The organism is Dyella sp. (assembly GCF_035486915.1).
GTDB lineage: Bacteria > Pseudomonadota > Gammaproteobacteria > Xanthomonadales > Rhodanobacteraceae > Dyella_B.
In genome coordinates this window covers 1-15,572 of record NZ_DATHMR010000062.1, presented here as the reverse complement: position 1 = coordinate 15,572, position 15,572 = coordinate 1, and the positions used below count along the sequence as shown (strand labels likewise).

11 protein-coding genes are annotated in these 15,572 nt (G+C 58.8%); 8 read left to right on the top strand and 3 right to left on the bottom strand.

The window, feature by feature from the left end; all coding sequences use genetic code 11:
• Nucleotides 1-252: 252 nt before the first annotated feature.
• From VK725_RS05375 to VK725_RS05365, 3 genes are all read right to left on the bottom strand, one after another.
• A complete protein-coding gene (locus VK725_RS05375; protein WP_325317028.1) occupies nt 253-1,170 on the bottom strand; it encodes a DUF5996 family protein in 918 nt (305 codons plus the stop codon).
• 104 nt (nt 1,171-1,274) lie between these two features.
• Entirely contained in the window at nt 1,275-1,520 is a 246-nt protein-coding gene (locus tag VK725_RS05370; RefSeq protein ID WP_325317027.1) for a hypothetical protein, read from the bottom strand.
• Between the two features lie 412 nt (nt 1,521-1,932).
• Entirely contained in the window at nt 1,933-6,933 is a 5,001-nt protein-coding gene (locus tag VK725_RS05365) for a glycosyltransferase family 92 protein (RefSeq protein ID WP_325317026.1), read from the bottom strand.
• A 402-nt stretch (nt 6,934-7,335) separates the two neighbouring features.
• Between VK725_RS05365 and VK725_RS05360 the strand changes: the two genes are divergently transcribed.
• The 8 genes from VK725_RS05360 to fliF form a co-directional block, all read left to right on the top strand.
• Complete coding sequence (locus VK725_RS05360; protein ID WP_325317025.1) at nt 7,336-8,580, top strand: flagellin; 1,245 nt, start codon at nt 7,336-7,338, stop codon at nt 8,578-8,580.
• 192 nt (nt 8,581-8,772) lie between these two features.
• Nucleotides 8,773-10,260, top strand: coding sequence for a flagellar filament capping protein FliD (fliD, locus tag VK725_RS05355; RefSeq protein WP_325317024.1), 1,488 nt, complete (start codon nt 8,773-8,775; stop codon nt 10,258-10,260).
• A gap of 28 nt (nt 10,261-10,288) precedes the next feature.
• Nucleotides 10,289-10,720: a flagellar export chaperone FliS gene (gene fliS, locus VK725_RS05350; RefSeq protein ID WP_325317023.1), complete on the top strand. Its 432-nt coding sequence runs from the start codon at nt 10,289-10,291 to the stop codon at nt 10,718-10,720.
• Nucleotides 10,717-11,028: a flagellar protein FliT gene (gene fliT, locus VK725_RS05345; RefSeq protein ID WP_325317022.1), complete on the top strand. Its 312-nt coding sequence runs from the start codon at nt 10,717-10,719 to the stop codon at nt 11,026-11,028. The genes fliS and fliT overlap by 4 nt, the downstream gene beginning before the upstream one ends.
• A 111-nt stretch (nt 11,029-11,139) precedes the next feature.
• Complete coding sequence (locus tag VK725_RS05340; RefSeq protein ID WP_325317021.1) at nt 11,140-11,727, top strand: PilZ domain-containing protein; 588 nt, start codon at nt 11,140-11,142, stop codon at nt 11,725-11,727.
• A gap of 365 nt (nt 11,728-12,092) precedes the next feature.
• Nucleotides 12,093-13,553, top strand: coding sequence for a sigma-54 dependent transcriptional regulator (locus VK725_RS05335; protein ID WP_325317020.1), 1,461 nt, complete (start codon nt 12,093-12,095; stop codon nt 13,551-13,553).
• Nucleotides 13,554-13,590: 37 nt separating this feature from the next.
• Nucleotides 13,591-13,944 carry a flagellar hook-basal body complex protein FliE gene (gene fliE, locus VK725_RS05330; protein WP_325317019.1) on the top strand — a complete coding sequence of 118 codons (354 nt, stop codon included), beginning with the start codon at nt 13,591-13,593 and terminating at the stop codon, nt 13,942-13,944.
• Between the two features lie 62 nt (nt 13,945-14,006).
• Nucleotides 14,007-15,572: flagellar basal-body MS-ring/collar protein FliF (gene fliF, locus VK725_RS05325; protein WP_325317018.1), on the top strand; the 1,566-nt coding region annotated here is incomplete at its 3' end.

Here is a 15,572-nt window from a genome sequence, read left to right as displayed (position 1 = left end):
ACCGTCATTCCAGCGAAAGCTGGAATCCAGTGCCTTTACCTGTGCGCATCGTCCCGTCACGCAAAGCTTGAGAAGTTCCGTGACAAGCGAGAAATAGCAGGCCAGATCGCGCCGTACATCCGCCCCAATCCCTTCGCCTATATCAGGTAGGCATTTGCCAACGCATCCGGAAGAGGGATCGGAGCCCTTTTCCGACTGACCAAATTTGCAGGCGCTGATAGATGAGTTGCTCCGAACTTTTTTGAAAAGGTGCTAGACCGGCTTCCCAGTCCCCATAAGACTCCGTTCCCACCCCGCGCGCTCCGCACCAGCTTCGTAAGCGGATTGAAAAAACGACAGCAGATCACCATCGGGATCGCTCGACTTACGCAACTCGTCATAATCGAAAATGAACTCTCCAAGTGTTGAATCCCATCGCGAGCCTGATGGATTGATCGGTGCATTTTCGATTCCCGCAGGTTGCGGGTGGGTGAAGGAATAGAACGCCGCCCGGGGATAAGCGTCGGTGCCGGACCACCATCCCATCTCGATGAGCTCTGCATTCATCGCATTACGCCGGATATAGTCGGCCTTGGGGCCCGGTGAAGCGGGCTTGCCGTTGTAAAGCGCACTCCGTATGTCCAGCGTGCCCCACATAAGACCTACCGGCTGAGTTTTAGCCAGGAATCTTCCTTGGAAGATCTGCAGCACGCGCTGGGTACTTAGAAGGATTCGCCACCAATGGTTGACCCATGCCGGTTCATACGCACGTCGCTCTTTGTCCTGATTAAAAGGAATCGGATTGGATACTTCTTGCGGGTTCAAGTTAATGGAAACATCGACACCGGCCGCATGGAGAAGATCAAAGAGGAGCGTCACAAATTCCGCGACGGACATCGAGACCAATTTAAAGTGTCCCGCGAAGCCAGCGCTGGTAAGGCACTCCACGTTGTGCGAGATCAGGTCGATACGAACTTCATACGCGCCGCCAGCGTACGGAATCGCCCCTGTTGTTAGTCCTTGTGCATTCACGCATAGAGCTACGCCGGACCATTGCGGCTGAAAGGGTTCTTGCAGCTTTAATTTACCGATGGCCTGCAGGCTCATCTGGAGGAAATATTGAGTGGCCGCAAAGTCTGCGTAGGAAAGCGGCGGCCATGGGTCGAGAAAGGCATTGCTCGGAATTGGCATGTCGACATCCCCATGGGAAGGGTGAAAGGCCAATAGAAAATTCTGGAGCAGGACTTCCGGGTGCAGTTCTTGGATAGCCCCGCTTGATATATGTCAATGGCAGCTTAGGGTTGTCCTCCTTGCTCTTGCCACGTCTTGAGCTTCGCACACATCTCCGGTGTCCATCGTGCTTCGCCGCAGGACTTTGGCGGCATGCTGCCGCTGGAGACAGATTTATATATCGCTTGCGCATGCTGGAAAACGCTGTCCCGATCACTAAGGTCCATGGCCTTTTTCATGTGATCGACGTCCATATCGGTGAACATGGGACGGATGTCTTTGGCAAAGCTGAGCGTCGCTGATGCAGACATATTTTTCTCCGGGTAGAGTCAAAAGTCGTGCAACTTCGGTGTATGGCATGTCCGCTCCGGTCAGAGGCGGATTTTTTGGACTTTAGCGACTTGGACATGATGAATATGTTCTCTATTCGAAAATTACTCATCAAAAACAAAAAGGGTCAGAGCCCTTTTTCTATGGCTGTAGGGTTAGGCGCGTTGCCCCTGCTAAGTGACTAGCATCTCGGGTCTGCTGCTCGCCGCGCAAATTAGTGCAACGTTTCTTCCCACGTTATTCGATAACTCGTCCGATAAATCGAGCGAGGTATGCGTGAGCGACTGCGCGTCCTTTTAACAATAATCTCGTTCGATGCCGGTTTCTGCCGTAGCCACAAACACAATAGGCCAGGGTACTCCGGCGCTGCGGGTTCGATGGTGTAGCGGCGATTTAGTTTGGAAGCCATGCCGACCTCCAATCGATAAGTTTTTCTTCGGTGAGCATCCAGTCGCGGCTTACCGAGTCGCGCAATGCGTCGCCCATCTTTGCGGTAGCGTCGAGGTCGTCGATGTGCATGCGGATGGCGCCCGTCCATTCCTTGTAGCGATTCTTCACGCGTGTGACGGGTAGATCGTTCTGGTAGCAGACAATGTCGGTGCAGATCACTGGGAAGCCGCATGCGCCGTATTCGAGCAGGCGCAGGTTGCTCTTGCATTCGTTGAAGACATTTTCTTCGAGTGGGGCAAGGGCGAGATCGAGGTTCAGCGATGCGAGCTTGCGCGGGTACTCTTCGATCGGTACGCCGTTATGGAATTCGTGGATGTACGGACGCAACTTGTCGGGGCACATGCCGAAGAACACCCATTCCACTTCATCGGCGAGATCGCGCACGACATCGGCGATCAATTCGAGATCGCCACGGTGACTTGAGCCGCCGCCCCAACCGACGCGAGGTTTGCGGCCGGTAGCGCGCTGACTTTTCGGTAGATCGCCCCACCAATCCGTCGGCAAGCGGTTGAGCACGACGCGGATGTCGGAGTGAAAGCCCTTGAATTGTTCGGCCAGTGCATCGGTCGACACCACGAAGCGATCCACGGTGGATAGCGAGCGGCGTAGCGACTTGACGATGTCTTTGGGCATCAAACCATGGAAGTGGCTCTTGACCGGAATCTGATGGATCAAGTCGTCCAGCTCGAATACTTTGAAAGCCTTCGAGAAATCGCGATAACTTTCCAGCAACTTCACCTGTGCATCCGTCACTTGACGTTGCAGCACCAGCGATGTGGGTTGGAAACGTTCCATCGCGACGGGCGACAGGTGAACGCCGGCGATCATGCCTTCGACCAGGCCGTTGCGTTGCATGGAGGAGAACGGTTGCACGATGCGGTAGTGACCGCAGCCGTGCGCATCGGCAGCGACGCAAAACAGACGCGGCAGCAGCGGTTGACTGAAGGGTTGCCAGCCTTTGCCACGGTTCTGATCCAGTTCAAAGCCGACGCCATCGAGGCTCAAGTTCATGCTGTAAGCCGGATCGCGCGCAAGCTGGCCCAGCCACTTGCGGTACATCGCGCTTTGTTCGCCTTGGAAGCGTTTCTGCTTGGCGTCCTGCGCGGTCTTGTCCACCTTGCTCTGACTGACGCTGCCCACGTGCATCAGGCGCGCGTACGGTGTCCACACCGTCAGATAACCGGCCTTGTGCACTTTCAGGCACAAGTCGACGTCGTTGTAAGACACCTTGAAGTCTTGTTCGTCGAGTCCGCCCACTTGTTCGTACACTGACTTGCGGATCATCAGGCACGCAGCGGTTACGGCGGTGTAATTCTGATCGACACGCAAGCGATGCATGTAACCATCCGATTCCATCGGCTGACCGATGAAAGGATGATCGGCCGGACCGCGCAGACCCAGCACCACGCCGCCGTGCTGAATGCGTCCATCCGGGTAATGCAGTTTCGCGCCGACGATGCCCACTTCCGGGCGTTGCGCGTGATTGAGCAGCGCTTCGATCCAGTCGCCGTGCAACACGGCGGTGTCGTTGTTGAGCAGGATCAGATATTCGCCGCGTGCCTGGGCGACGGCAAAGTTGTTGATGGCCGAATAATTGAACGGATGGGGATAGCGCAACAGGCGCAATTGATTGCTGTTGAGACGCTCGATGCCATCCAGATACGCGCGCGCTGCCGGTTCTTCGGTGTTGTTATCGACGACAAGCAACTCGTAATTGAGATAAGTCGTTTTCGACAACAGACTGTCGAGCAGTCCGTTGAGAATGGGAAGCTGATCTTTCGTCGGCACAATGATGGATACCAGCGGCTTCCGATCGTGCTGATAGACCACGCGATTGAAGCCGGGCAGCGCACCGGGTTCCATCTTGTGTGCCACACCCATGCGCTGCAGATGATTGGAAACGATGGTCGCGCCGTGCGTCTTTGCGGTATCCGACGCCAGCCAGTGCGTATAGGGCAGTGCAGCGCGATACATCACCTCGCCGATGTGCCCGATCGCACGCAACCCATCGGCTTCCAGCAGGCGGAACAGCAGGTCGTAACCGGCCATGTCGGCGAAGTTTTCGCTCAGTCCGCCTAATGCAAGACAACGCTCGCGGTTGAAGGCCAGCGCGCGGCCCGCATAGGGATAGCTGCGCAGCATGTCGAGATTGAAATCGGGCTTGAAGATCGGGCTCTCGAACGTGCCGCGCGTATGCGTGTCTTCGTCGAAATAGATGGCGCCCAGGTGGGATTGCGTGGCGGCGCGTTCGGCAAGCAGCAGCAAGGTTGCCGGATGCAACATATCGCCCGCATAGGCGAGCTGGACCCATTCGGCATCGCTAGCAGCTATAGCTTGATTCAGTCGCTCCAGCAGTTGCTCTTCGCCGGAAATGACGCTTACGCGATGATGCGGATAATGCTGCGCATCCATGCTTTCCTGCGTGAACGACACGGCTTCCGTATCGTTGGTCGGATCGATCAGCATCACGTGAATGTGCGGTGCACCCGATTGCTCGATACGCTGCATCGCCTGCGCAATGGCGACCTCGCTGAGCTGATGTTGTGCCTGCCAGTGTTTGTAAAGATCCGATGGCGGCGGCGGAACCAGCCACGCCGGCAGTACCTTGAGGTGGCGATCCGTGCGGTTCCAGCAATCGCCTTCGTAAATTTCGCGCGCGAACGATTCGTTGATGTTTCGGCCGTGCCCGATCCACTCGGCCGATGCATCGATCAGCAGGCGCTTGCACAGCCAGGTTACGCGCTCCATCGGCGAAGTGATGCCAAGCAGATTCTCGAACCCGCTTTCATAGGCGATTTGCCACAAGCCCACGTAAACAGGAATCTGCTTTTCGATCGGCTGGCGCGCGCGCCATTCGCCGATGTGGTAACTCAGTCCGCCATCGGCATCGACGTAGATGTTTGCGGGCAGCGCGTCCAGCCACTCGGCCGGAATCTTGTCGTCCTCGTCGGCCTGCGCATAGACCAGCGCGCCCCACTTGCGCAGCAGCGCGATCAAGCGATCCGTGCGACGCTCGTGGATGGCCCTGCGAACCTCGACCAACAAGGAGCGTCCCTGCGGATACGCATGAGACGTCAAAACTTGTTCAAAGCCAGTGGTGTTCCAGTATTGATCGTTCAACAACTTGCGTGGCACCACTTGAATGGCGTCGCCGTCCAGCACGTAGTCGGTGACGGTGTCGAGCGCGGGAACGCGGTTGTCCACGTAGCTTTGCGCGAGCAAGTCGTTGCGCAAAAGCGACGAAACACCTTCGCGGTGCGCGACCAGTAACAGGCCCGGTGCATATTGACCAAGCGTGCCGGTTTCCTGATGCCGCTGCCATTGCGTGGTTTCGTTGCCGGCATCGCGCAGTAGCGGGCGCTGCGCGATCAGTTCGTCGACGCGCAATTCTGGGGCAGTGGTGAGTGCTTGGTCGGAGACCAGCAATTCGGGAAGCCGTGCATCCGGAAAGGCGAGTTGCGTGTCGATCTGCGTCAGTTCGGCCGCGCGCAATGCCGCTTCGACCTGATGGCGGGTAAGCAGTGCGCGATTGTCCGGTTCGGCGAGACGGTTGCTTGTCGACAACAGCAGCACGCCGGTTGGCTTCAGCGCGCTTGCCGCGATAGCGATGGCCTCGCGCAGTGCATTGCCGCGCGGCCATGCCTCGGCATAGTCACAATCGAAGTTGAGGCAGACCACGTCGTATTCCTGGCGCAAGTCTAATTCGCGCAGACTGGCCTGGAAAACGCGTGCTTTCGGTTGTTCGCGCAGACGTGCAGCGGCAACGCGTGCCCAGTGCGGCGCGAATTCGACGGCATCGACGCTGCAGCCGCGTTCGATCCACGCTTGCGTAAGCACACCGCCCCCGCAACCCAATTCCAGTACGCGGCTTTCGGTATCGATGTTGTCGAAAATATGCAGCGGGTTGGCGCGTCGCGGCGACAAATGCAGGGCGCTGCTGCGGTTGTGGATTTCCTTGAGCAGCGCCGCCGAATACAGACTGGTATCGGTGGCCTGATGCATCACGTCGAACAGACGCGTCGCCGTGGTGTGGATTGCCTTGTGCGCAGGACGATCGCGCAACGGAGAATGGTAGACGCCCTCGTCATTGCGCACGAACGTGTCCAGCCCCCACTTGGGCGGCAGTACACCGAGTTGTGCAATGACACGGAGCACGGTGTCGTCGTGAACGGTGTTGAGGATCTGTTCGTGGTGCAGGAATTCAATCCAGTCGCGCGCACCGATGCCATCGGCCATACCCTTGCCGAACTTGTAGCGGCATTCGTCTTCGGACTTGCTCCAATAGTGATTGATGCGCAGGTGTTCCACCGACACCTTGTCGGTGAAGGAGCCGCTAACTGGCTGCTGGTTTTCATCGACCGCCTTTGCATCCCCGGCATACAGCACGTGGTGCGGGTTGACGACGCTGAGCACTTTAGACGGCTGGACGATGCTCTTGATGTGCGAGTTTTCTGCACGGTAGCTGCCGTCCGGCAAACGCAGATTTTCGTAAGGCAGACCCGCATCGAGTTGACCGCGGCGCAGGAAGTTCTCCAGCACGCCACCTTTGGGTTTGTGCTTGTGTCCGCCCGAACCGAACATCACCCAGTTGACCCCGACGCCGGGATATTCGGCGTAGTCGGCCAGTACATCGGGTAGCAGCTTGGCCTTGGGCGAGAACAGGAACTCGTCGATGTCGATGAAGGCGAGCCAGTCGGTCTCGCTGCCGTGGGTTTTCAGGCAATGTTCGTAGACATGCAACTGGGCATGCTGCTGCGGCCACTCGTGCAGGATCACCGCGCCCGATTCGATATGTGTCTGCAGCGCGTCGAGATAACGATCGGAGCTGTTGTTGTTGTAGAGGTAAAACCGCTCCACGCCCATCAACTGATGGAACTCGACCCATTCGCGTATATACGCAGCTTCGTCTTTGAAGATCGCACAGACCGCAAGCACACAACGCATTTGTCTTCCTCGCCTTATCGATGTGGCGCGGGGCGCAGGCGTCGGAATTCCGACGCTTACCGGCGCCCGCGCCGGATATGGGAGGTAAGGAGCAATGTTGGTGCCAACGCGCTTGGCTCTCCCCCTATGCAATAGGGGGAGGTTGGGAGGGGGGCTCTCCTTATATATATAGGGCCCGACCCTCCCTGCTTCACGCAAGGGAAGGAAAAGGCGCGCTCATCGGGCGCTTTTCAAAAACCTTTAGGGTTTTTTGCGCAAAAAAAGCTTGAAATAACTACAAAAAGATGGCTAGCGCTGCTTAAGTATTCTTTTGCCACGCCGAAAAAGTTTGTGAGGCGGATGGCACAGCAATCCCAAGTCCCCGCCGGCATGAGTACAACTTACCGGTTTTAGGAGACTTCCATGTCACTCTTTCTCAACACCAACGTTTCTTCGCTGCAAGCTCAGAACAACCTGACGACTTCGTCCAGCCAGCTGAGCACTGCGACCGAAGACCTTTCCTCGGGCCTGAAGATCAACAGTGCAGCCGACAATGCTGCCGGCTACGCCATCGTTCAGAACTTCCAGACCCAGATCGGCGGTTTGGGCCAGGCAAGCCAAAATGCTACCGACGCCATCAACCTGTCGCAGACCGCAGGTTCGGCACTGAGCCAGATCACTTCCAACCTGCAGTCGATCCGCGATTTGGCCGTGCAGTCGGCTAACGGCACGTATCAGGCATCTGACCGCGCTGCTATCAACACCACGGTTCAGCAGTACCTCTCGCAGATCAACACGATTGCCGACCAGACCACGTTCAACGGCATCAACGTGCTGAACGGTACGGCCAACAGTCTGTCGTTCCAGGTCGGTGCCAATGTCGGCCAGGCCATCGACGTGCAGCTGGGCCAGGGTGCTACCACGGGCCAGCTGGGTCAGATCTCGGAAGTTTCCACCGGCGACATCAGCGGTGCGTTCCTCAACTCCACCGGCGGTACGGGTGCTTCGGTCAGCCTCAGCGGCCTGGCGATCACCGGTGCGGATGGCACGTCGTATACGTTTAGCGGTGGCTCGGCCTCGAGCGCACAGGACGTGGTCGATGCAATCAACGCAGCAGGCGTGGATGGCGTGAGCGCAGCCGTGAATGCCAGCGGCGGTATCAACATCTACTCCACGGGTGAACTGGCTGTCGACGGCTCCTCGGTCACCGGTGCATCGGCGGCTTCGGCGGCTTCGGGCAGCTTCGCCAACCTCACCTCCGGTGCAGTCGCTTTCGGCGCCAGCGGTGTCGGCAGTGCAGCTACCGCCTTGACGGGTGGTGCTTACACGGCAGGCAACGTGGTCGAAGCTTCCGGTTCGCTGCAGGGTAGCGATGTTTTGACGGTGGATGATGCCAACCAGCTGATCTCCCGCGTCGATGCTGCCTTGACCACGGTCAGCAACTTCTCCAGCACCTTCGGTGCCGTGCAAGACCGCTTCCAGTCGGATATCTCGACGATCAGCGCGCAGCAAACCAACCTGACGTCCTCGCAGTCTTCGATTCAGGACACCGACTTTGCCGCAGAAACGGCGGTACTGAGTCAGGCGCAGGTGTTGCAACAGGCGGGTATCTCGGTGCTGGCTACGGCCAACTCCGAACCGCAGAACATCCTCAAGCTGTTGCAGTAACAGGTACCACCGGCCATGGCACTACGCCATGGCCGGGATTTTGCTTAGTAGGGTTCTGGCGGCGTGTTTGCCGCCAGAAAACTTACGCGAGCGGCGGGTAAAGCGTTGGCCCAAGCGCGAGCGTTTTACCGGCAGCTTGACGGCAAACGGCGAGACCGTTGTGTTCGGCAAGATGACTTTGCGAGGTCTGACATGAGCAGCATTTCTAGCGTTGGCAGTTCGGCAAGCGCGCTTTCCAGCGCGATTACCGGTACGTCCGGCGGATCTACCGGCAGCACATCGTCCAGCGGCTCAGAAGTTGCGAACATTTCCGGTACCGGCATCCTGAGCACGCTGGGCCTGGGTTCGGGCCTGGACGTAAGCTCGATCATTACCGCACTGGTAAACGCAGCCGAAGCCGCCCCGCAGGCGGAAATCACCAACACGACCAATGCCGACGACAACCAGATCGCCGGTCTGACTGCGTTGAGCACGGCGCTCACCGGTCTGCAGTCGGCGTTGTCCGAGCTGACGGCCAGCTCGACGTATCAGACCTTCACGGCGGCGTTTTCCGCCAACAGCACCTCGGCCAGCGGTGTCGGCACGGCCACTACGCTTCCGGATGCCACGCCCGGCAGTTATTCCGTTGACGTTACGCAGTTGGCTACGGCGGAGACTAGCGTCAGCAGTCCCTTCAGCAGCGGCGCGACAGTCGGTGCCGGTACGATGGATATCACCGTGGGCAAGACGACCATGGATCTGTCGGTATCCGCGTCGGACAGCCTGGAAACCATCGCCACCAATATCAACAATGCCAGCAACAACCCGGGCGTCACGGCCAACGTGATCGCCGGTGCCAATGGCGACCAGCTGGTGCTCACGTCGCAACAAACCGGTACGGCCAACGCTTTCACCGTCAGCGCAAGCAGCGATAGCAGCAGCGGGCTCACGGCGCTGGCGAGCCAGCTCAATTCACCCGGCAGCGGCGCGGCGACCGACGCCGAGCTCACCGTGGATGGCATTCCGGTCACCAGCTCCACCAACAATGTCAGCGGTGCACTGACCGGCGTCACGATGAATTTGACGTCCACCGGCAGCTCGACCCTGACGGTCTCGCAAAGCACCGCGCCGATAAGCACGGCGGTCAACGATTTCGTTACGGCTTACAACAACTACAACACCGACGTGGGCGAGCTGGCGAGCTTCAACGCCAGCACGGGCCAAGCCGGTGTTCTGCTGGGTGACCCGACGCTCGACGCCATCCAGACGCAGCTTTCCCATGTGATGAGCAGCACCGTCCAGGGCAACAGCATTGGCAGCCTGGCGTCGCTGGGAATCACGCGTAATTCCGACGGCAGCCTCACACTCAACAGCGAAACGCTCGACAACGACCTCAGCAGCGACCCATCTGCGGTGCAGAACCTGTTCGCCAGCACCAATGGCATCGGCACGCAATTGAATAGCCTGGTCACGAACTACAGCAGCAGCTCCGGCATCCTTCAGACCCGCATCAACGATCTGAATACGGATGTCAGCAATCTGTCGACCCAGCAGACGGCGCTCAACACGCGCATGGCGACGTATCAGGAGCAGCTCGTCAAGCAGTACTCGAATCTGGATACGCTGATGACGTCGCTCGACAACACCAGCTCCTATCTGACCGATCTCGAAAAGCAAAGCACCAGCAGCAGCAACGGCTAATGAAGCAAGGGAGAAGGGATCAAGCACCATGAGCTACGCGACTATGCGAAATGCAAGTGCGCTGTATCGCCAGACCAGGGCGCAAGGCAGCGTCGAAGGGGCCGACCGACACCAGTTGGTCGCCATGCTGCTGGATGGATTGGTCGACCGGATCAGCCAGGCCCGCGGCCATATCATGCATAAAGACATCGCCGCCAAGGGTCAGGCATTCTCCAAGGCCATCGGCATCCTGGGTGAGCTACGCCGCAGCCTGAACCACGATGTGGAGCCTGTACTTACCGGCCGGCTGGATGCGCTGTACGACTACATCAGCCGCCGCTTGATCCATGCCCAGCTCAACGACGATCTGCGCGCACTGGACGAAAGCGAGCGCCTGATCGCCCCGATTCGCCAGGCCTGGCATGCCATCCGCGGCGAATTCCTGGCCGAGCAGGGCAAGCTTCAGGCTGTCAAACCATGAACGAAGCGGCTCGTATCGACCTGCAGCGCGTCCTGCAGCTCACCATCGACATGCTCGATGCGGCCGCGGGCAGCAACTGGGATCGTGTCGGCCAGCTCGATGCCGTACGCCATCGCCAGCTGCACAAACGTGAGGCCGGTCCGCTGACCGAGGACGATCGTCAGATCATTGCGACCATCGTCAAGCACAACCAGACATTGAAGGCGCATGCCGACGCCGCCCGCTCGGCGCTGAAGCAGCAAATGGATCGCCAACCCTACAATCGTCGCGCCCTTCAGACATACATACGCTCATCGTCAACGCGTTGAGTGCAGGCATCAGGTCAATGGGACGCAACTTCAGCGGCACCGTACGCGTTATAAATGCTTTGACGACGCGTACGCCGCCATGGGTCCATTGGCAGTGCGAGGAGCATGCCCATGTCTATTGATGAAATCTGGAAGGAATTTTCCGAAAGGATGACCTATCAGGGCAATCCACATATTGCTGTGGATGCTTTCGATTTCGTGCCCGAAGACATTGCGCGTCTCAACGAACGCAATTTGCATGTGCTGCGCACACTCGCATCGCTCGATGAAAAAAAGCCTGAAAACGCGGGCGATAATGACGATCCGCTGATGCTGGAGTTGCAGCGCATGGACAGCAAGATCAACGTCTTGCTGGACATCGTCGATCGTTTGCTGGTGCCCGCGACATTGTTGCCGCCACGTCAGCCGGTGCGCTTCAACGCGGTGGGTATGGTCGTGCAGGAATGCGTCATTCCGACGTCAGAAACGCTCTGCATACGTATGCACTTCGATGCGTGCCGCGCATTGCCGCTCGAACTTCCTGCGCGATTTGGACGTCTGGCAAACGATGGAAGTACTTTCGTTTACTTTTGTGAATTGAGCGAATTGGTCGAAGATGGGTTGGAACGTTTCGTTTTTTGTCACCATCGGCGCAGAGTGGCAGAAGCGCGCCTGACCGGAGTGACGGAAACTGTGCCGCTCCCCAAGCACAGAATGTGATGTCGATCACCCTTTCGCATATTCGAGTACGCCGAAAACCAGGCGTGGCATGGGTTTGACGCGTGAAGGGCTCGTCAAAACTGCTCACTTCGATTCTCCATAAGATCGATATAAGTCCTTGATGTAAACGGTTTCTTATGAACGCCCTGTGGCTTCACTTCTGTGAATTCGTCCACGCGTGACGCGCGAATTCCGTCACGAAAGGCACGCTGACCAAAAACGTCAGCAAATTTTTTGGCGCACCTCTTGCTGCATGGACACATGTGTCACGGCGGAAAGCCGACACACAGCGGACAACACGTGTTGGGAAGGAACTCGTGATTGTTCTTCGGTAGTCAGCAGTAAACGCAGCAGGACTCGTGCTCATGCCAAACAGCAACGTTCTCATCATTGAATCTGACGGAACACGTGCCGATATCGTTGCATCGGCCATGCAGTTCATGGGGTATTTTCCGCAGCGATGGAATGCTTCGACGCCGGTTGATGCGAGCGCAGGGGATTGGCGCGCTATCTATATTGGCGGTATCGACGACGACGCACTGTGCGATGAGGCCGTCGCATCGATGGATGCGCAACTCGATCAGTTGCTCGTCATGGTCGGTGCCGATTCGCCGCAGCTCAGCCGTCTGACCAAGGTCGGTTCGGCATGCGCTGCACAGATTGAAGTTCTGGATTTTCCGTTGCGCTACGAGCGTCTGGCCGAAGCCGTGCGTCGCGCACCGTCGACGACGACGACCAAGAGCGCTGCGCCGCTGAAGCTTGTCGGCAGCTCCGCTGCAATGGGTCGTGTCAATGCGTTAATACGTCAGGTAGCACCGTTCGATTCCAGTGTGCTCGTGCTGGGCGAATCGGGCACCGGCAAGGAAATGGTGGCTCGCGCCATCCACGATTGCTCGCCGCGTCGCGACAAACCGTTCGTTGCCATCAACTGCGGCGCCATTCCGGCCGAATTGTTGGAAAGCGAACTGTTCGGTCACGAGAAGGGCGCGTTCACCGGCGCCATCAGCACCCGCAAGGGTCGTTTCGAGATGGCCGAAGGCGGCACGCTGTTCCTGGACGAAATCGGCGATATGAGCCTGCCGATGCAAGTGAAGCTTTTGCGCGTGCTGCAGGAGCGCATGTATGAGCGCGTCGGCAGCAATCGCACGCAGCGTTGCGATGTGCGCATCATCGCCGCCACGCACCGCAATCTGGAAGTCGCCACCAGTGAAGGCCGCTTCCGCGAAGACCTCTTTTATCGCCTGAGCGTGTTCCCGCTCGAGATGCCCGCGCTGCGCGAGCATCTGGATGACATGCCGGAGCTGATCGCCGAATTCAACCAGCGTCTGCAGCGCCGCGGCCTGAGCACTGTACGTTTCAGCGGTAGCGCCATGCAGGCTTTGCGTCAGCACACGTGGCCAGGCAATGTGCGCGAGCTGTCGAACCTGGTGGAGCGTCTGGCGATTCTCTATCCGAACAGCGAAGTGCGCGCCAACGATCTGCCGGAGAAATATCGCGGCATGCAGCCGATCGACGAAGCGGGCAGCAGCATTCTGCGCGCCATGCTCGACGGTCCGGCCAAGCCAACCAATACGCAGTCGCGCGTGAATCTGGATGCCGAAGTGTTGCTGCCCGAAGGCGGCGTCGATCTGAAAGATCACCTTGCCGATATCGAAGTTGGACTGATCCGCCAAGCGCTCGACATCACCGACGGTGTCGTCGCGCATGCGGCGAAGCTCTTGCATATGCAGCGCACCACCCTGGTGGAGAAGTTGCGCAAGTACGGGCTGCAGTCGTGCGCTCGCGCGGCGGATGCCGCCGCACAGAGTGGCACGGCCGTTGCATAAAGCACCTCAGTAGCCGATTTCGCGTTGGAAAACCGACATGAGTCAGATAGACGTCAACAGTGTGCTTTCGCAGCTTCGCGCCATGAGTGCGCAGGCCGCAGGTACGGCATCCGTCGCTTCCGTAGCGTCCACGGCGCTTGCGCCGTCGGCGGCAGGCGCGGCCCCGAACGTGGATTTCGGCTCGTTGTTCAAGCAGTCGCTTGGTGCGATTGCCGGACAGCAGAACGAAGCGAGCGCACAAGTGAATGCGTTCGAGCGCGGCGACCCGGGTTCGGACATCGTCAAAACCGCGATTGCCGGACAGAAGGCCGATCTGGCGTTTCGCGGGTTGGTGGAAGTGCGCAACAAGCTGGTCGATGCGTACACCAACATCATGAACATGCCCGTCTAACGATTCGCAGAACCCCTCACTGCACGACCTCGTCGCGCACCCACCAAGGTTGAGTAGTTTTCATGGCCGAAAACAACCTAACGCCCTCCGGCAACGCATCGCGTCTTGATCCATTGAAAGACGTCATGCGCAATCCGATGACGCGCCTGCTGCTGTTGCTGGTCGGCGTTTCGGTGGCCGTGGCATTGGGTGTCGGCATTGTGTTGTGGTCGCGCGGTCCGAACTACGCATTGTTATATGCGGGGCTCGATCCGAAAGATGCAGCAGCCGTCACGCAGGCGCTGCAAACAAGCAATACGCCTTTCAAACTGGGTGCCGATGGCGCATCCATTTCCGTGCCGGCCGATGTGCTCGCCGACACGCGACTGAAACTTGCCAGCCAAGGCCTGCCGCAAGGCAGTACCGCCGGCGCCACATTGCCGCAGAGCGATTCGCCGTTCGGCATGAGCGATCTGGCGGAAAACACGCGCTACCAGGAAATGCTGGAAACCGATCTGGGCAACACGATTGCCGGTCTGCAGTTCGTGCGTGCCGCGCGCGTACATCTGGCGTTGCCCAAGCCTTCCGCATTCATTCGCGACAATCATCCGGCGAGTGCATCGGTGCTACTGACGCTTTATCCCGGTCGTCAGCTCGACAGCAGCCAGGTCGCCGCTATCGTGCATTTGGTTTCGGCCAGCGTGCCGGATCTCGATCCTTCACAGGTGTCGGTGATCGATCAGCAGGGTGCGTTGCTCACCAACTCCGATCCCGATAGTGCCGACGCCGTGGGCGATACGCGTCTGCGTCTGGCCACGCGCATGGAAAACCTCTACGCGCAGCGCATCGAAGATTTGCTCACGCCGCTCGTCGGCAGTGGCCGCGTTCGTGCACAGGTGGATGTCGATCTCGATTTCAGCCAGACCGAAAAAGCCAGCGAGAGCTACGACAACGCCAATCCCGCCCTGCGCAGCGAACAGACCAGCAGCGAAACCAAACATGACGGCGGTGCCGGTGAAATCGCTGGCGCGCTGAGCAATCAGCCACCGAACACGGTGGCGCAACCGACTGCCGCAAAACCGAATGCAGGCGCAGCGGCAACTCCCGCTGCAGCCGCCCCCGGCGCAAGCGCTGCGAATACGCAGGCATCGACACCGGCCGACACATCATCCAGCGCCACGCGCAATTACGAGCTTGGCCGCACGGTCAGTCACGTCAGCGATCCGGCGGGCCGTCTCGTTCGTCTGACCGTTGCCGTCGTCGTCGACGACAAGATGGCGCCGGATGGCAAAGGCAAGAGCATTCCGCTTACCCCGCAGGATATTCAGCACCTGACCGATCTCACCAAGAACGCCGTGGGTTTCGATGCGCAGCGTGGCGACAGCGTCAGCGTGATCAACCAGGCGTTCTCCGCCGTACCGGTCGAAGACGCGCCGGTGGCTGAGCCATTCTGGGAGCGCCCCGGCATGATCGATCTGATCAAGCAAGGCGCTGGCATTCTCATCGCGTTGCTGATCGCGTTCGGCTTGTTGCGCCCGATGCTCAAGGGCCTGATGCGCGCGCCACAACCGATGCACGCTTTGGCCGGACCCATTCCGACCGTGTCCGTGCGCATCAACGATGACCTGAGCAACGAGCGCGAAGACGAA

Excerpts from the sequence above, each read along its gene's own strand:
- fliE (WP_325317019.1), top strand. The coding sequence starts at position 13,591 with ATGAGTCAGATAGACGTCAACAGTGTGCTTTCGCAGCTTCGCGCCATG.
- VK725_RS05335 (WP_325317020.1), top strand. The coding sequence starts at position 12,093 with ATGCCAAACAGCAACGTTCTCATCATTGAATCTGACGGAACACGTGCC.
- VK725_RS05370 (WP_325317027.1), bottom strand. The coding sequence starts at position 1,520 with ATGTCTGCATCAGCGACGCTCAGCTTTGCCAAAGACATCCGTCCCATG.
- fliS (WP_325317023.1), top strand. The coding sequence starts at position 10,289 with ATGAGCTACGCGACTATGCGAAATGCAAGTGCGCTGTATCGCCAGACC.
- VK725_RS05365 (WP_325317026.1), bottom strand. The coding sequence starts at position 6,933 with ATGCGTTGTGTGCTTGCGGTCTGTGCGATCTTCAAAGACGAAGCTGCG.
- fliD (WP_325317024.1), top strand. The coding sequence starts at position 8,773 with ATGAGCAGCATTTCTAGCGTTGGCAGTTCGGCAAGCGCGCTTTCCAGC.
- VK725_RS05340 (WP_325317021.1), top strand. The coding sequence starts at position 11,140 with ATGTCTATTGATGAAATCTGGAAGGAATTTTCCGAAAGGATGACCTAT.
- VK725_RS05360 (WP_325317025.1), top strand. The coding sequence starts at position 7,336 with ATGTCACTCTTTCTCAACACCAACGTTTCTTCGCTGCAAGCTCAGAAC.
- fliT (WP_325317022.1), top strand. The coding sequence starts at position 10,717 with ATGAACGAAGCGGCTCGTATCGACCTGCAGCGCGTCCTGCAGCTCACC.
- VK725_RS05375 (WP_325317028.1), bottom strand. The coding sequence starts at position 1,170 with ATGCCAATTCCGAGCAATGCCTTTCTCGACCCATGGCCGCCGCTTTCC.